16 protein-coding genes are annotated in these 15,100 nt (G+C 66.5%); 12 read left to right on the top strand and 4 right to left on the bottom strand.

Annotated elements, in window-relative coordinates; all coding sequences use genetic code 11:
* The first annotated feature begins 34 nt into the window (after window positions 1–34).
* From thpR to rlmN, 4 genes are all read left to right on the top strand, one after another.
* On the top strand, window positions 35–646 hold the full coding sequence (thpR, locus tag LH400_RS17195; protein WP_229154133.1) for an RNA 2',3'-cyclic phosphodiesterase: 612 nt from the start codon (window positions 35–37) through the stop codon (window positions 644–646).
* A gap of 154 nt (window positions 647–800) precedes the next feature.
* A complete protein-coding gene (locus LH400_RS17190) occupies window positions 801–1,181 on the top strand; it encodes a YkvA family protein (RefSeq protein WP_229154132.1) in 381 nt (126 codons plus the stop codon).
* A 374-nt stretch (window positions 1,182–1,555) separates the two neighbouring features.
* Window positions 1,556–2,062 carry an invasion associated locus B family protein gene (locus LH400_RS17185; RefSeq protein ID WP_229154130.1) on the top strand — a complete coding sequence of 169 codons (507 nt, stop codon included), beginning with the start codon at window positions 1,556–1,558 and terminating at the stop codon, window positions 2,060–2,062.
* 303 nt (window positions 2,063–2,365) lie between these two features.
* Window positions 2,366–3,544, top strand: a complete 1,179-nt coding sequence (gene rlmN, locus LH400_RS17180) for a dual-specificity RNA methyltransferase RlmN (RefSeq protein ID WP_491014614.1) — start codon at window positions 2,366–2,368, stop codon at window positions 3,542–3,544.
* A gap of 38 nt (window positions 3,545–3,582) precedes the next feature.
* Here the strand turns inward: rlmN and LH400_RS17175 are convergent, their stop codons facing one another.
* The gene (locus LH400_RS17175; RefSeq protein ID WP_229154126.1) at window positions 3,583–4,284 is read right to left on the bottom strand and encodes a DUF1223 domain-containing protein; all 702 of its coding nucleotides are present in this window, start codon (window positions 4,282–4,284) and stop codon (window positions 3,583–3,585) included.
* A 121-nt stretch (window positions 4,285–4,405) separates the two neighbouring features.
* Between LH400_RS17175 and LH400_RS17170 the strand changes: the two genes are divergently transcribed.
* The 3 genes from LH400_RS17170 (at window position 4,406) to LH400_RS17160 (ending at window position 5,543) form a co-directional block, all read left to right on the top strand.
* Window positions 4,406–4,873, top strand: a complete 468-nt coding sequence (locus tag LH400_RS17170) for a hypothetical protein (protein WP_229154124.1) — start codon at window positions 4,406–4,408, stop codon at window positions 4,871–4,873.
* Window positions 4,874–4,941: 68 nt separating this feature from the next.
* Window positions 4,942–5,229: a DUF2218 domain-containing protein gene (locus tag LH400_RS17165; RefSeq protein WP_229154121.1), complete on the top strand. Its 288-nt coding sequence runs from the start codon at window positions 4,942–4,944 to the stop codon at window positions 5,227–5,229.
* A gap of 92 nt (window positions 5,230–5,321) precedes the next feature.
* Entirely contained in the window at window positions 5,322–5,543 is a 222-nt protein-coding gene (locus LH400_RS17160; protein WP_229154119.1) for a BrnA antitoxin family protein, read from the top strand.
* Between the two features lie 46 nt (window positions 5,544–5,589).
* Here the strand turns inward: LH400_RS17160 and LH400_RS17155 are convergent, their stop codons facing one another.
* Window positions 5,590–6,210, bottom strand: a complete 621-nt coding sequence (locus LH400_RS17155) for an OmpW/AlkL family protein (RefSeq protein ID WP_370638424.1) — start codon at window positions 6,208–6,210, stop codon at window positions 5,590–5,592.
* A 282-nt stretch (window positions 6,211–6,492) separates the two neighbouring features.
* Here LH400_RS17155 and LH400_RS17150 point away from each other — a divergent pair, with 282 nt between their 5' ends.
* On the top strand, window positions 6,493–7,155 hold the full coding sequence (locus tag LH400_RS17150) for a glutathione S-transferase family protein (RefSeq protein WP_229154439.1): 663 nt from the start codon (window positions 6,493–6,495) through the stop codon (window positions 7,153–7,155).
* 68 nt (window positions 7,156–7,223) lie between these two features.
* On the opposite strand, the gene LH400_RS17145 is transcribed toward LH400_RS17150, so the two are convergent.
* A complete protein-coding gene (locus LH400_RS17145; RefSeq protein WP_229154115.1) occupies window positions 7,224–7,778 on the bottom strand; it encodes a hypothetical protein in 555 nt (184 codons plus the stop codon).
* 129 nt (window positions 7,779–7,907) lie between these two features.
* On the opposite strand from LH400_RS17145, the gene thrC reads away from it, so the two are divergent.
* Genes thrC through LH400_RS17125 form a run of 4 tightly spaced genes read left to right on the top strand, consistent with a single transcriptional unit; the run spans window position 7,908 to window position 14,204 of the window.
* Complete coding sequence (gene thrC / locus LH400_RS17140) at window positions 7,908–9,317, top strand: threonine synthase (protein WP_229154113.1); 1,410 nt, start codon at window positions 7,908–7,910, stop codon at window positions 9,315–9,317.
* Complete coding sequence (locus LH400_RS17135) at window positions 9,314–10,624, top strand: M16 family metallopeptidase (protein WP_229154112.1); 1,311 nt, start codon at window positions 9,314–9,316, stop codon at window positions 10,622–10,624. Before thrC ends, LH400_RS17135 begins: the two co-directional genes overlap by 4 nt.
* Window positions 10,625–10,633: 9 nt before the next feature.
* Entirely contained in the window at window positions 10,634–11,260 is a 627-nt protein-coding gene (locus LH400_RS17130) for a GNAT family N-acetyltransferase (RefSeq protein ID WP_229154111.1), read from the top strand.
* A 49-nt stretch (window positions 11,261–11,309) separates the two neighbouring features.
* Window positions 11,310–14,204 (top strand): EAL domain-containing protein, encoded by a 2,895-nt coding sequence (locus tag LH400_RS17125; RefSeq protein WP_229154110.1) that lies wholly within the window; start codon window positions 11,310–11,312, stop codon window positions 14,202–14,204.
* 115 nt (window positions 14,205–14,319) lie between these two features.
* On the opposite strand, the gene LH400_RS17120 is transcribed toward LH400_RS17125, so the two are convergent.
* A complete protein-coding gene (locus LH400_RS17120; protein WP_229154109.1) occupies window positions 14,320–14,928 on the bottom strand; it encodes a YqgE/AlgH family protein in 609 nt (202 codons plus the stop codon).
* Window positions 14,929–15,100 lie beyond the last annotated feature (172 nt).

Below are 15,100 nucleotides of genomic sequence, written 5' to 3'. Positions count from 1 at the left end.
CTCTGGAAGGCAACGACGCACGGAGGGTTATCCGATGCCGCGACTGTTCACCGCCCTCGAAATCCCACAGGACGTCTCGCTGTCCCTGTCGCTCCTGCGCGGCGGGCTGCCCTCGGCGCGCTGGATCGACCCGGAGAACTACCACCTCACCCTCCGCTTCTTCGGCGACGTGGAACCGCGCCTGGCCGACGAGATCGTCGCCGCACTCGACCGCATCGAGCGCGGAAGCTTCCAGATCGCCCTCAAGGGCCTCGCCGCCTTCGGTTCCAAGAAGCCGCATTCGGTCTATGCCGGCGTCGAGGCCTCGCCCGAGCTTTCGGCGCTGCAGGCCGATATCGATCGTGCGGCCAAGCGGCTTGGGCTGCCCACCGACCAGCGCAAATTCGTGCCGCATGTCACCGTCGCCAGGCTGCGCCAGCCGAAGGCCGATGAGGTGGCGCGCTACCTCGCACTGCGCGGCGGCTTCGGCACGCCGCCGTTCCGTGTCGATCGGTTTGCGCTGTTCTCCTCGCGCGAATCCGTCGGCGGCGGTCCTTATCTGATGGAAGAGGCCTTCGCGCTGCGCAAGCGCCCGGCGAGCGCCCCCGTTCGCGAGCGCGACGACGCCCCTCTCCCGATCGCAAGCTTCGCCAGCCAGTTCGGCTGAGAGGAGGGCTCGCAAAGCGCTCCGGCGCCGGGGCGAACAGCGGCAAGTCGCGGCGTGGCCACGCTAATCGGCCGCGAGGCGTTTGCATGCACCCCTTGAGGCCTCGTCGGGACCTCGCCATTTAGCCGGTAAGGCGACCAAACGGGAGATGGCGATGGCGTTCGACAAGGCGAAGATCGGCGAGATCTTGCGACCGGGCTCGCAGGCGGAACAGGCGGAGCGCGAAGAGCGCGTGCGCTCCGGCTTCTTCGACACCGTGCGGCGGGCCCTGCGCCACATTCCTTTCATGGAGGATGTGGTCGCCTCCTATTATTGCGCGATCGACTCCGAAACCCCCGCCTCGACCCGGGGCATCCTCTTTGCCGCGCTCGCCTATTTCGTCCTGCCGATCGATTTCATCCCGGACATCATGTTCGGGCTCGGCTTCACGGACGATATCGCCGTTCTCTGGGCAGCCTTCCAGGCAGTGCGACACAACATCCGGCCGGAGCACTACGCCCGGGCGAGGGACACACTCGGCGAGATCCAACGCTGACAGCGCGGAGCGAAGATCGGCCCGTAGGCTACCAGGTCGACGCGCCTCTTGCTCCCCGCGAGCATTCCCAAATCTGGCGCGAGCCTTGTGCCCGCGCCGGCCCTTTCGGCAAGGCGTCAAACTGTCGCCGGATTCCTTCCTTCTTTCACAATTCGTGACTTGGCATAGCGGGATCCTCACGTTCCCGGCCGGTTTCGCCGGGATCCGGCGCCCCGTTCGTTCGACGGTGTGAGGCAATCTTTGCCAACTCTTAACCATCGATAAACGGGCCGGGTCTAGTGTAGCCGAGGATCATCGCTTCCGGGACCGACGCCGAGCGCGACGGCGGGCGTGGAGGCAGCCAGACCTTAGGCACCACCGAAGAGCAGGGAACCATGAACCTTTCGAAAATCCTGACGGCTGCGGCGGCCATTCTGATCTTCTCGAGCGCCGCTGGCGCGGCGCAGACCCCAACCCGCATGAACCAGTTCAATGCCTGGGGCACCTATGCCTATGCGGGCTCGGGCGGGAAGGTCTGCTACATTCTGTCGACGCCGACCACCAAGAAGCCGAGCGGCGTCGACCACGGCGACATCTTTTTCCTGGTCTCGCAAAAGCCGGGCCAGGGGGTCTCCTATGAGCCGCAGGCGGTGATGGGCTACAAGCTCAAGGAGGGCTCGAAGGTCACGCTGGACATCGACGGCAAGAACTGGACGATGTTCGTCAAGGGCGAGTCGGCGTGGATGGAGAACGCGGCCGAGGAGCCGCAGCTGGTCGCCGCGCTGAAGGCCGGCCGGCAGCTCAAGGTGGACGCGACTTCCGATCGCGGCACCAATACGAGCTACACCTATTCGCTGTCGGGCGTCACCGCGGCGCTGAACTCGATCAAGGACTGCAAGTAGCAGGCCTGGCAGTTTCGCCGAGCCGGCCACCTTCGGCCGGATCTGACGAGCGCCGACCTCTCCGGCGCTCGCGCATTTGAGGAGTCCGATTCCGGCGACGGCTTGAACTCGCCGGCATGAAAGGGCATGTCTGCGGGTAATCTCGACATTGTCCCGTTCGCCGAAAGGCGGCTTGCGCCATTGCGTGGCAGCGCCGCATTCGGAAGAGGAAAGCCCGTGGCCGTCTCCATCGATCTCGCCAATTCCCGTCCGACGCCCTCTGCCGCGGCCCTTGCCGGCCAGGCAGCGGCGAATGCTGCGTCCGTGCAGGCCGGTGCGGAGAAGCCCTCGCTGATCGGGCTGTCGCGAGAGGGGCTCGGCGCGGCTCTCGCCGCCGTGGGCGTTCCGGAAAAGCAGCTGCGCATGCGCACCCAGCAGCTCTGGCACTGGCTCTACGTGCGCGGCGTCTCCGACTTTTCGCAGATGGCCAATGTCGCCAAGGACCTTCGTCAGAAGCTCGCGGACGCCTATTCGATCGCCCGGCCGGAGATCGTCACCGAGCAGATCTCGGTCGACGGCACGCGGAAATGGGTGCTGCGCTTCCCGGCGAAGGGCGCCGCGCGGCCGGTCGAGATCGAGACCGTCTACATCCCTGAGGAAGGCCGCGGCACGCTCTGCGTTTCGAGCCAGGTCGGCTGCACCCTCACCTGCACCTTCTGCCACACCGGCACGCAGCGCCTGGTCCGCAACCTGACCCCCGATGAGATCGTCGGCCAGATCCTGATCGCCCGCGACCGTCTCGGTGATTTTCCGGACGCTGCGACGCCGGCCGGCGCGATCGTGCCGTCAGAGGGCCGCCTCGTGACGAATGTCGTGATGATGGGCATGGGCGAGCCGCTGTACAATTTCGACAGTGTGAAGGAAGCGCTCGCCGTGGCGTCGGACGGGGAAGGCCTGTCGCTCTCCAAGCGCCGGATCACCCTGTCGACCTCCGGCGTCGTGCCGATGATCGGCAAGGCCGGCGAGGAGATGGGCGTCATGCTGGCGATCTCGCTGCACGCCGTGCGCGACGAGTTGCGCGACGAGCTGGTGCCGATCAACAGGAAGTATCCGCTGGCCGAGCTGCTGGATGCCTGCCGGGCCTATCCGGGCCTGTCCAACGCCAAGCGGATCACTTTCGAATATGTGATGCTGAAGGGCGTCAACGACAGCCTCGCCGACGCGAAGGAACTGGTGCGGATCCTTCGCGGGATACCCGCCAAGATCAATCTGATCCCGTTCAATCCCTGGCCCGGCAGCCGCTACGAATGCTCCGACTGGGACCAGATCGAGCGCTTCGCGGACTATGTGAACCAGGCTGGCTACGCCTCGCCGATCCGAACGCCGCGCGGCCGCGACATCTTCGCCGCCTGCGGGCAGCTGAAATCGGAATCGGAGCGGATGCGCAAGAAGGAGCGCACCGAGCTGGAAGCGTCGCGGATCAGCGAGCTCGCGGCCGGTTGAGCCGGCCGCAGGTCATGCGCCATGGCGAACGCGCGCCGTCAGCGCGTGGCGGCGCCGAGGATCGCTCCCGGCCGGCGCTGGTCGCCGGCCTGCAGGATGACCGCGCAGGCGTCGGCACCTCGCGCCGAGCCGCAGGCGCCGAGAGGATATCTCGCGGCCTTGCCGTTCCAGCGGCCGATCAGAGTCATGCCGCGGACGGCGTTGACATAGGTGACGGTGCGGCCCGAATTCTCTCCGCGCCCGATCGGCACTTCGGCTTTGCCGGTATAGTCGACGCGCCAGAGCGAGCCCGAGCCCTTTCCGGCGGCCACCAAGACGCTGTCGCCGGCGAATTCCAGATCGACCGGCAGCGGAGAGGCCAGCATCATCTGGCCGATCGCCCTGCCATTCGAACCGACGGTGTGGCCCTGGCCGTCGACGACCGCCTGCGGCGTATAGATCTGGCCGTCGCCGCGCGCGCCGGCATAGGCGCGCTGGCGGGCCGAATGGGCGGGAGAGCCGAGCGTGTCCTTCCAGCCAAGCGCGTCCCAGTAGTCGACATGGAAGCCGAGCGCGAGGAGGTCGGTCCTGAGTGCAAGCCCCGCGAGGACCGCGTCGGCCGGCGGGCAGGACGAACAGCCCTGGCTGGTAAAAAGCTCCACGACATGCCGCGCTCCGGCCGCAGCCGGCGAGGCGATTGCCGCGGCCGAGACGAGCGACAGGCTCGAAATCAGCGCGGCAGCGAATAGTTTGCTGGGCATCGGCGAATCCTCCGGTTCGGCGGGGTATTCGCAGCCGGCACCGGAAAGGTTACACCCGGCATCGGCAGTCGCGCTGGGCGCGTCCCGGGCTCGTCGATCGGCAACAGAGTGAAGATCCGCGATGGGGACAGTCCTGCGTTTTCTCTTCGTCATCCCGATCGGCTACATCGCCGCCTGCCTGACGGCGGCCTTCGCGCTGCTATGGCCGTTCATCGCATTCACGCCGGCCTCTCTCTCCGACCCGGTCTTCCTGCTGCATGCCGGCTTCGTCTTCACGGCGCAGGCGGTGCAGGTCGGCGCCGTCGCGATCGTGCCATGGCTGGTCTTCATGGTGATGACCGAGTTCCTGGCGCTGCCCTCGGTGCTGCTCCACGTCACCGCCGGGCTGATCGGAGGCGTCGCGATCCTGTTCGTTGCCTATGGCTCGAACGTGCCGCATATGAGCGTCCAGACCGCGATCATCGTGGCCTCGATCTCCTTCGCTCTCGTCTATTGGATCGTTGCCGGGCATGGCGCCGGCGGCTGGCGTCGGCGACGGGTTGAAGAAGCGGCAGCGCCACAAGGATCCAGCGGCCGTCCCGCGCCTTGACGCCAAGCCAGAGAACCCAGGGCCGACCCGCTCCGGCCGCCCGCCCGCCGCTCGCAAGAGGTAGTCCGATGCCATCCGCCGAAGCCCATGTCGCCACAGACAATGCCAGCCGCTATCTCCAGCAGCTCTGCAAGCACTGGAGCCACAAGTTCGAGACGACATTCGATCCGCGGAACGGCGTCGTGCGCTTCGACGCGGCGCAGTCCCTCGCGCTGACCGCGACCGAGAGCGAGATCCACATGACGCTCGCGGTCGAGGACCAGGCAAACCTCGCCCGGATGCAGGAGGTCGTCGCCGAACATCTCCAGCGCTTCGCCTTCCGCGAAAACCTTACGGTGGACTGGCGACCGGTCTGATCCGGCCACCGCGACAGCCTCTTATTCAAGACCTGCGTTCGGGCCGGTGCCCCGCCCGCAGGCCAGCGCTTCGGCACCGCAGGAAGCCCGTCATGGCCAGACGTCCCACCGATCCCCGCGCAGCGGCGGAGGCAGTCTTCAAGAAGCCCGCGCCCAAAGCCCCAGAACCCGCGCCCCGTGCGGCTGCCGTTCCGGGGGCGAAGGAGATGGTTTCGCTGCGGCTCGACCGCGACGTCCTGGAGCATTTCCAGGCGGACGGTCCCGGCTGGCAGGAACGTGTCAACGCCGCGCTGCGCAGCGCGGCCGGTCTCTGACGCTCAGGGTGCACGGAACCCGGGGCGCGAGACCGGCCGGACTGCGTCAGAAGCGGTAGGTGATACCCGTGCCGATCAGCCAGGGATCGAGATCGGCCTTGCCGTGCAGCCTGTTGCCGCCCACCGTGACGTCGAAGTCCGGTCTCAGGAAGATCTTCTTCACGTCGACGTTCCAGCCCCAATTGTCGTCGATCATGTAATCGAAGCCGACCTGGAGTGCCGCGCCGAACGAGTTCTCGATGTCGAGATCGTCGGCGGCGCGCCCATCCTGATTGTAGAAGATCGTGTAGTTGACGCCTGCGCCGACATAGGGCTTGAACGCGCCGAAGTCATTGAAGTGGTACTGCAGCGTCAGCGTCGGGGGCAGGATCCACGTCTTGCCGACCTGACCGAGGCTGGCGAGCGATCCCTCCCCGTCGACATTCGCGTAGGTCGTGCCGAGGATCAACTCGGCGGCGATGTTGTCGGTGAAGAAGTAGGAGATATCCAGTTCCGGAATGACCGTGTCCGAATAGGAAAGGTCGGATCCCGCGACGCCGTCGACGCGGTCGGAGTCCCGCGTGATGACGCCGAGACCGCGCAGCCGCACCTGCCAGGGGCTCTGCGCCTCCTTGACCGGGACGCCGCCCAGTTCGTAGTCCGCCGCGCGCACGCCCTGGCTCGTCATGACCAGAGCGGCGCCCATCGCTGCCGCGAGCTGTAACGCAACACCAAGCTTGTTCATTTTCGGTACTCTTCATCCTGCCAGAATTGACATGGCAGGCTTAGGATCGGCGGCGCCTGGTCCGATTGATCTGGATCAAATGCCGCACCGGACTGACCGAGACCGAAGTGGGAAGGCCGCAACTGTTGCATTTGCGCCGCAGCGGCCGGGGCCGGCGCGATTGCGGACCCGCCTCCCCGGTCTATCTTGCTGGAAAGCCTGTCGGCGACGAAGGACGGCCCCTCGGTGCTCACCATCCACCATCTCAACAATTCGCGTTCGCAGCGCGTGCTCTGGCTTCTGGAAGAGCTGGAGGTCCCCTACGAGATCATCCGCTACGAGCGGACCCGGAACCTGCAGGCGCCGCCGGAGCTGAAGAAGGTGCATCCGCTCGGCAAGTCGCCGGTCCTCACGGAGGACGGCCGCACGATCGCCGAGACCGGCGCGATCCTCGAATACATCCTGTCACGCCACGACCCGGACGGCCGGATGACGCCGCCGCCGGAGAGCGACGACTATTGGGCCGCCCGCCACTTCCTGCACTATGCCGAGGGCTCGGCCATGCCGCCGCTCTTCCTGATGCTCGTTCTCGACATGATCCCGGACCGGGCGCCGTTTTTCGCCAAGCCGATCCTGAAGGCCGCGATGGAGAAGGTCGACGAGATGCTGGTGCGCCCGCAGATCGCGCTCCATCTCGACCACTGGGAGGCCTCGATCGGGGCGAGCGGCTGGTTTGCCGGACCCGAACTCTCCGTCGCCGACATCATGATGAGCTTTCCGGTCGAGACGGCAGCCAAACGCGTTGGCTATGAGCAACGGCCGAAGCTTCGCGATTTCCTGCAGCGCATTCACGACCGCCCGGCCTATCGGCGCGGGCTGAAGCGCGGCGGGCCCTATGCCTATGCGTGAGCCAGGCAAGCGGCCCCGCATGTCGGCGCCGACGCGGCGATAACGCCGCGTCGGGCGAGGCGCGATGGCTACTCCGCCGGCCCTTCGTCGAAGCCGGCAAAGATGTGGACAGCACGCGATGACGGCTGCGCGATCGTGATCCCGTCGTCCACATATTTGAACGACTGGGCGATGCCGCCCTTGGTGATCTGGACCGTGACCTTGCCGAGATTGGAATAGACGACCGATTCTCCGCTGGTGACGGCGACGCGGATCGGCAACTCGACCGCACGCGTCGTCGCGCCGAGACCCGGCATCACGCGCCCGATCACGCCGACGACGATATGCAACTGTCCGTTCACGATGCGGCAGTCGCGGGTCGCCTGGGCGATCGAAGCCTGATAGTCCAGCTTCTCGCCGACCTTGCGCTGAAGGATCGCCGTTCCTTCGCGCAGGGTGATGTTCGGGCAGAAGGGCGCCTCCGTGCCGACGGCCTGCTCGGCATAGGCCGGCTTGGCCGGATCCTGGCTCGGCTGGGCGAGATCTGAGTTGAGATTGGTCGACGTGCAGGCCGACATCAGTCCAAGCGCGGCGGCGATCACCGCCCCCCTCTGGGCCCCCCTCAGGGCCTTTGCCATATGCATCGGTCGGTTCTTCCCTTAATGTGACGGGCCGTTCTATATCAGCCCTTCACGGGTTAGGCGACCGAACGGCCCGATGGCAAGACGGAGCGCCGGGCCGATCCGGCCGATCCGACACGAAGTGGAGACGACGTGAGGTATGTGAGTACGCGGGGGGAGGCTCCGCTCCTGGGTTTCGCCGATGCGCTCTTGGCGGGACTTGCGACGGATGGAGGTCTCTATCTGCCGCAGAGCTGGCCGCAGATTGCGCCGGAGACGATCCGCGGATTCGCCGGCCGGCCCTATCCGGAGGTCGCCTTCGAGATCCTGTCGCCCTTCGTGGGCGATGACATTCCGGCCCCGGCGCTAAGGCGCATGATCGACGAGGCCTATGCCACCTTCCCGCATCCGGCGGTGGCACCGCTGGTGCAGCTCGGGCCCGGGCACTTCGTGCTCGAACTGTTCCACGGGCCGACGCTCGCCTTCAAGGACGTCGCCATGCAGCTGATCGCCCGGCTGATGGACTATGTCCTTTCCGAGCGAGATCAGCGCGCGACGATCGTCGGCGCGACCTCCGGCGACACCGGCGGCGCGGCGATCGCAGCCTTTTCCGGCTCGAACCGCACCGACCTCTTCATTCTCTTCCCGCACGGCCGTGTCTCGCCCGTCCAGCAGCGCCAGATGACCACGTCCGGCTCCGACAACGTCCATGCCGTCGCCGTCGACGGCACGTTCGACGACTGCCAGGCACTGGTCAAAGCGATGTTCAACGACCAGAAATTCCGCAAGCGGTCGCAGCTTTCCGGCGTCAATTCGATCAACTGGGGCCGGATCATGTCCCAGATCGTCTACTACTTCACCGCAGCGGCGAGCCTCGGCGCCCCCGACCGTGCGATCTCCTTCACCGTGCCGACCGGCAATTTCGGCGACATCTTCGCCGGCTATGCCGCCAAGCGCATGGGCCTTCCCGTCGAGCGACTGATCATCGCCACCAATCAGAACGACATCCTGACGCGCACGCTGGCCTCCGGCCGCTACGAGACCGGCAGCGTCCACGCGACGATGTCGCCCTCGATGGACATCCAGGTCTCGTCCAATTTCGAACGCCTGATCTTCGAGGCGAGCGGGCGGAACGCCGATCTCGTCCGGCGGCTGATGCAGCAATTGTCGCAGTCGGGCAGCTTCACCCTCCCGGACGAGGTGCTTTCGACGGTCCTTGCGGAATTTTCCGCCGGCGCCACCGACGAAGCGGCCACCGCCGCAACGATCCGGCGCACGCTTCGCTCGACCGCCTATCTCCTCGACCCGCACACCGCGGTCGGCGTCGATGTCGCGGAACGCCTGTCCGGGGAAGAGACCATGATCACGCTGGCGACGGCCCATCCGGCGAAATTCCCCGAATCGGTCAAGGCCGCCGCGGACGTCTCGCCCGCGCTGCCGCCGAGCCATGCCGACCTCATGCAGAAGCAGGAACGGTTCGATCGCCTGCCCGGCGAACTCGACGCCGTCGAGGCCTTCATCGCCGCGCGCTCGCGCGCCGTCACAGAGGGAGCCGAGGCATGAGCGTCGACATCACGCGCCTGTCGAACGGGCTGACCATCGCGACCGAGACGATGCCGACGCTGGAAAGCGCGGCGCTCGGCATCTGGGTGAAGGCCGGCGCCCGCGACGAATTGGACCGCGAGCACGGCATCGCCCATCTCTTGGAGCACATGGCCTTCAAGGGGACGAGCCGGCGCACGGCCCGCCAGATCGCCGAGGAGATCGAAGATGTCGGCGGCGACCTCAATGCCGCCACCAGCGTCGAGTCCACCTCCTATTACGCGCGCGTCCTCAAGGACGACGTCCCGCTGGCGCTCGACATCCTCAGCGACATCCTGATCGACTCGCGCTTCGACGAGGCCGAACTCGAGCGCGAGCAGCAGGTCATCCTGCAGGAGATCGGCGCCGCCGAGGACACGCCGGACGACATCGTCTTCGACCACTTCCAGGAAACCGCTTATCGCGGCCAGATCATCGGTCGGCCGATCCTGGGCACGCGCAAGACGGTGAAGTCCTTCACGCCGGACGATCTCAGGAGCTATCTCGCCCGCCACTACGCGCCGAGCAAGATGGTCGTCGCAGCGGCCGGCGCGGTCTCGCATCAAGCGATCGTCGACCAGATCCGCTCGGTGTTCGGCGCCGACGCGCCGTCCGTCCTGCCGGACGAGGCCGAGCCGCGCACGCCGGCCACCTATCGCGGCGGTGAATTCCGCCAGACCCGCGACCTGATGGACGCGCAGATGGTGCTCGGCTTCGAGGGCCGGCCCTATTACGCACGCGACTTCTACGCCAGCCAGGTCCTGTCGCTGATCCTGGGCGGCGGCATGTCCTCGCGCCTGTTCCAGGAGGTGCGCGAGCGGCGGGGGCTTTGCTACGCGATCTATGCCTTTCACTGGAGCTTCTCCGACACCGGCATCTTCGGCGTCCATGCCGCCACCGGCGAGGAGGAACTCGCCGAGCTCGCCCCGGTCATCGTCGACGAGCTGATCGAAGCGGCGAACGGGATCAGCGAGGCCGAGGTCACGAGAGCCCGGGCACAGATGCGGGCCAATCTCCTGATGTCGCAGGAAAGCCCCGCCTCCCGCGCCGGCCAGATGGCCCGCCAGCTGCTGTTCAACGGCTCGACGATCTCCAACGAAGAGCTGATCTCACGTCTCGACGCGATCACCGCGCCGCGGCTTGCCGATCTGGCGGGGCGGATCTTCCTGGGCTCGAGGCCGACCCTGGCGGCGATCGGACCGGTCAACAAACTGCCGGACGTCGACGCCATGGCCGACCGGCTGCGGGGCTCGCCGGTGGACGCGACCAAAGCGGCCGCCGGGCACTGATGCGGGACGATGAGCGTCATCGACCACTTCAGCCGGCCGCAGATCCCGGCGCTCGCCGGCGACGGCGTCACCCTGCGCATGCCGCGGCGGTCCGACTACACGCTCTGGCATGACCTTCGCTCCGACAGCCGCGAATTCCTAAGACCCTGGGAGCCGATGTGGACGACGGACGAACTCTCCTGGGCGGCCTATCGTCAGCGCGTCAGGCGCTACAACCAGGAGGCCCGGGAGGGAACCGGCTACACCTTCTTCCTTTTCGACGAAGCCGGGACGACGCTTTATGGCGGGATAACCGTCGGCCATATCCGCCGCGGGGTGGCCCAGTGCTGCACCCTCGGCTACTGGATGGGGGAGCGATATGCCGGGGCCGGGCTGATGTTCCGGGCGGTCGAGACGATCAAGATGTTCGTCTTCGACCTCGAGGGCCTGCACCGGATCGAAGCGGCCTGTCTTCCGTCCAACGCGCGGTCGATCAGGCTTCTGGAAAAATGCGGTTTCACCCGAGAGGGACTTCTGCGAAGCTATCTGAAAATCGCCGGACGCTGGGAGGATCATTGTCTTTACGCCCTCACCGCCGAAGAATGGTCGTGTTCCAAGGCTACCGAGCGTGCGCGCGCCGCGGCGCCGGCCGCTTGAGGCCGGCTTCGGGATGACGTTCACGGGTCGGTGGGGCTGGCAAGACAGCATGCGGTTTTTGTTCGGGCGATTTGTCCTCCTGTCGCTTCTGGCAGGCGTACTGGGGCTGGCCGCGCTCACCGCGCCCGCATGGGCGCTGGAGCCGGTCAGCATCTCCGGCGACGACACGGCGATCGACCTGAAGCCGGCGACGGACATCTACCGCAATCGCGGCAACAATTTTCAGGTGGCGACGGTGCCGGGCGCCGACGGCATCGTGCGGCGGATCGAGGTCGAGGCGAAGTCGCCGCGCGCCTCCGGCAACTGGGCGGTCTTCGCGCTTGCCAACAACAGCGACGACCAGATCGACCGGCTGGTGGTCGCACCGCACTTCCGACTTGTCGGCTCCGGCCTTCTGTGGCCCGATCTCGGATCGCAGCGGATCGCCTCGATCACGCCCAGCCAGGGCTTCGCGCTGGAGCGCCAGCCGAGCTCGGACGCCGACGTCTTCCTGGTCACGCTGGATCCGGGCACGGTGATCACCTTCGTCGCCGAACTCACCTCGGCGAAGCTGCCGGACCTTCGGCTCTGGGAGCCGAACGCCTACAAGGACACGATCAACGCCTTCACCCTGTATCGCGGCATCGTGCTCGGTATCGCCGGCCTGCTCGCGGTGTTCCTCACCATCCTCTTCGTGGTCAAGGGATCGGCGATGTTCCCGGCGGCGGCCGCCCTCGCCTGGGCGGTGCTCGCCTATATCTGCATCGACTTCGACTTCTGGCAGAAGCTGATGCCGCTCCAGCCGGGGCAGGAGCCGATCTGGCGCGCCGGCACAGAGGCGGCGCTCGCCTTCTCGCTGGCGATCTTCCTGTTCGCCTATCTCAACCTCAACCGCTGGCACCGGGCCGTCTCGATCTCGCTCGTCCTCTGGCTGCTGCTGCTCGCCGGCCTCGGGGCGCTCTCCGTCTTCGATCCGGTGATAGCATCGGGCATTGCGCGCCTGTCGCTCGCCGCCACGGCCGGCATCGGCCTCGCCCTCATCATCGGCCTCGCCTTCCACGGCTTCGACCGCGCCGTCATGCTGATTCCGACCTGGTGCCTGATCATCCTCTGGCTGGTGGCTGGCTGGATGACGATCACCGGACGCATCGACAACGACATCATCCAGCCGGCGCTCGGCGGCGGCCTCGTCCTGATCGTGCTCCTGATCGGCTTCACAGTCATGCAGCACGCCTTTGCCGGCGGCACCTTCGCGCAGGGGCTCCTCTCCGACATGGAACGGCGCTCGCTGGCCCTGGCCGGCACCGGCGACGCGGTCTTCGACTGGGACGTCTCGCGCGACCGGATCTTCGCCGGCGCCGATGGCGAGGCTCTGGCGGGCATGCCGATCGCCTCGATGAACGGGCCGGCCCGCGACTGGCTGCCGGTCCTCCATCCCGACGACCGCGACCGCTTCAAGCTGACGCTCGACACCATTCTCGAACACCGCCGGGGGCGGATTTCGCAGGAATTCCGCCTGCGCGACGAGGACGGGCACTATCACTGGGTCTCGCTGAGGGCCCGACCGGTGCTCGGCTCGGACGGCGAGGTCGTGCGCTGCGTCGGCACGCTGAAGGACGTGACCGACCTGAAGAAGGCCGAGGAGCGGCTCCTCCATGACGCACTGCACGACCAGCTCACCGGGCTTCCCAACCGCGAGCTCTTCATGGACCGGATGCAGGCGATCGGCATCCTCGCCGAGACGCGACCGGATGTGCATCCGACGATCTTCGTGATCGATCTCGACCGCTTCAAACAGGTCAATGACGATTTCGGCATCGCCACCGGCGACACCATCCTCCTCACCGTGGGGCGCCGGCTGAAGCGCATCCTGAAGCCGCAGGATTCGCTTGCCCGCCTCGGCAGCGACCAGTTCGGCCTGATCCTCGTTTCCGAGACCGAGGTCGGCGCCGTCGCGGCCTTCGCCGAAATGCTGCGCGAGGCGATCAAGGCGCCGATCATGCTCGCCAATCGGGAGATCGTGCTCACCGGTTCGATCGGCCTGTCCGGCTGGGCCGAGCAGGCCGTGCCGGAAGAGGTTCTGAAGGAAGCCGAACTCGCCATGTACCAGGCGAAGCGCTTCGGTGGCGATCGCATCGAGCCGTTCCGCCCGGCCTACAAGACCATCGGCTCCGGCCGCCTGCAGCTCGAATCCGACCTGCGGCGCGCCTTCGAGCGGGGCGAGCTGTCACTCGCCTTCCAGCCGATCGTCCGGCTCGACGGCGGCGCCGTCGCCGGCTTCGAGGCGCTGATGCGCTGGGAGCATCCGAAGCGCGGCGCGATTTCCCCGGCCGAATTCGTGCCCGTCGCCGAGAGCACCGGTCTCATCGTCCAGCTCGGCCAGTATGCGCTGGAGGAAGCGGCCAAGCGACTCGGCGATCTGCAACGCCTGACCGGCGACATGTCGCTCTTCATGTCGGTGAACATCTCCAGCCGCCAGCTCATCCGCCAGGACCTCATCGCCGACGTGAAGACGGTCCTCGAGCGCTACCGGCTACCGCCCGAGACACTCAAGCTCGAGCTGACCGAGTCGCTCGTCATGGACAATCCGGAGCGCTCGGCACAGCTCCTGACGCGGCTGCGCCAGCTCGGCGTCGGCCTGTCGCTGGACGATTTCGGCACCGGCTATTCCTCGCTCGCCTATCTGATGCGCTTCCCCTTCGAGACGCTGAAGATCGACCAGTCCTTCCTGCGCAACAACAACCAGCCGCAGCGGCCGATCATCCTCCACTCGATCGTCACCATGGCGCACGATCTCGGATTGAAGGTCGTGGCCGAGGGCGTCGAGAGCGATCTCGACGTCGTCCAGCTGCGCCAGCTGAACTGCGAATATGCGCAGAGCTTCATGTTCTCGCCGCCGCTCACTTTCGAGGCCGCCAGCCGCATGCTCAGCGACCGCATGAACGGGATGAAGCGCGCCAGCTGAGGGGCGTTCTTGCGGAGGACGCAGCGGAGGATCCGCCGCTCAGCAAGCGAAGCGGCAGGCAGAGGGGCATGAGCGCCTGGGGCGGGTCGAGTTCGACTGCTGGCCGGCGGACCGCTCAGGCGTGTCCGGCTTCGCCGGCCAGGAAGGCCGGCTCGATCCCGAGAAGGCCGAGTGCGCGGCTGTATTTGTTGTCGAGATCGGCGTCGAAGACGATGCCGAGATCGGCCTTGCAGGTCAGCCAGCCATTGGCGGCGATCTCGCTTTCGAGCTGCCCCGGAGCCCAGCCGGAATAGCCGAGCGCCATGATCGCGGTGCGCGGGCCGACGCCCTCCGACAGGGCCTTGAGGATGTCGATGGTCGGGGTCAGCGAGATCTTCTCTGCGACGGGAACGGTCGATTCGGAATCATAGTCGTCGGAATGCAGGACGAACCCCCGCCCCTTCTCGACCGGACCGCCCATGCAGACCGAGACTTCGCGCCCGCCTTCGGGCAGGCGGATGTCGTCCTCGGTCTCGACCACGCCGATCTGCGTGAGCAGCGCCGGGAAGCTCACCGGCTGCGCCTTGTTGATGATGAAACCCATGGCGCCGTTCGGCGAATGCGCGCATAGATAGATGACGGTCCGGGCGAAGGGCTCGTCCGAGATGTTCGGCATGGCGATCAGGAAGTGGCCTTCCAGCGAATGCGCCACCCCTTCGCCTTCAAGATCGAGATCGACGTCCATACTTCCTCGGCAGTCTGGAATGCCGTCAACATTCACTTCACGACATGGTGGCATCGACTTCCGCAACATGCCAGCGCAGAATTGCCACGCCTTGGAGATAGTGTCGGACGCGAGGGGTTTCCCTGGCCGGAGGTACAATCAATCGTTATGCAGACACCGAGATTTTTCTTCG

The organism is Jiella soli (assembly GCF_020615385.1).
Taxonomy (GTDB): Bacteria; Pseudomonadota; Alphaproteobacteria; order Rhizobiales; family Rhizobiaceae; genus VKMB-3413.
The sequence above is the reverse complement of the archived record's forward strand: the minus strand, read 5'-3'. Positions and strand labels throughout refer to the sequence as shown.